General features: G+C 77.6%; 2 protein-coding genes. One reads left to right on the forward strand and one right to left on the reverse strand.

The features are described 5' to 3' along the window. Positions 1 to 468 (reverse strand): helix-turn-helix transcriptional regulator (locus N866_RS17370; protein WP_155855453.1); only part of this gene is annotated, 468 nt, incomplete at its 3' end. 104 nt (positions 469 to 572) lie between these two features. Between N866_RS17370 and N866_RS17375 the strand changes: the two genes are divergently transcribed. After that, on the forward strand, positions 573 to 1385 hold an 813-nt coding region (locus N866_RS17375; protein WP_052023210.1), incomplete at its 3' end, for an ABC transporter ATP-binding protein.

Raw genomic sequence — 1385 nt, forward strand, 5'->3', positions numbered from 1 at the left:
CGCCCGCCGGACGGCGTCGGCGTGCCGCCGCCCCAGCTCCTGGGCACGCGCCCGCGCGAAGCCGACGACGGCGTCCCGGCCGGCGGTCTGGCCGAGGAAGGTCAGCGCCTGCGCGGCGAGGTCGGAGTACGCGCTGCTCAGCGACTCCTGCCCCCGCTCGGTCGCGACGTAGCGGCGGGCCGGACGCCCGCGCCCGGTCGCGGCCACGGCGGAGCGGTGGACCACGATCCGACCGTCCTCCTCCAGGGCCGCCACGTGGCGGCGCACCCCGGCGGCCGTCAGCCGCAGGGTGTCGGAGAGCTCGTGGACGGAGACCGGCCCGGACTGCACGACGAGCTGCAGGACCCGCTCCCGGGTGCTGCGGTCCGCCCCCTCGGCCTCACGGAACTCCCCCGCGGGGGTCGTGGCCGGGTGGGCGCCGGGGGTGGGGCCGACGCGGGTGCTGCCGTCGGTCACGACGCTGCGCATGCTCACCTCCGTCCGTCCGGTCGATTAAGGCAACATCGTCGTTGCCTTATTCGTTCCCCGCAACGAAGGTGGACCTCACCGACGGCGACCTAGACTGCATCCTCGTGCCAGCAGCCCCCGACACCGCGAGCGCCGGGTCCCCCGACGCGGGCGCGCGCAGCGCCCCCGAGCCGGCCGTCGTCGTCTCCGGCCTCGTCAAGCGCTACGGGCGCCGCGAGGCGGTCCGCGGGCTGGAGCTGCACGCGCCGGCCGGCCGCCTCACCGCCCTCCTCGGGCCCAACGGCGCCGGCAAGACCACGACGGTCGAGTGCTGCGAGGGCCTGCGGCGTCCCGACCTCGGCTCGGTCCGGGTGCTCGGGCTGGACCCTGTCCGGGACGCCGCCCGCCTGCGGCCGCGCGTGGGCGTCATGCTCCAGGACGGCGGACTGCCCAGCACCGTCCCGGCCGGCGAGGTCCTGCGTCACGTCGCCGCCATGTACGACCGGCCGCGCGACCTCCACGAGCTGTCGTCCCGGCTCGGCCTGGAGGCGTTCGCCCGGACCCAGGTGCGCCGGCTGTCCGGTGGCCAGCGTCAGCGGCTCGCGCTGGCCTGCGCCGTCGTCGGCCGGCCGGAGGTCGTGTTCCTCGACGAGCCGAGCGCCGGCCTGGACCCGCAGGCGCGCCTCGCGGTCTGGGACCTCGTCCGGGAGCTGCGCGACGCCGGCACCTCCATCGTGCTGACGACACACCAGATGGCCGAGGCGGAGGCGCTGGCCGACCACGTCGTCGTCGTCGACGACGGCCGTGCCGTCGCCGCCGGCACCCCGGCCGAGCTGGTCGGGGGCACGGACGGCGGCACCCTGCGCGTCGCGCTCGCCACCGGCCAGTCCGCCGACGACGACGCGGCCGCGCTCGGGCGGTGGCTCGGCGCGGCGGGG

Origin of the sequence: Actinotalea ferrariae CF5-4 (assembly GCF_000603945.1) — a bacterium.
GTDB classification, from domain to species: domain Bacteria; phylum Actinomycetota; class Actinomycetes; order Actinomycetales; family Cellulomonadaceae; genus Actinotalea; species Actinotalea ferrariae.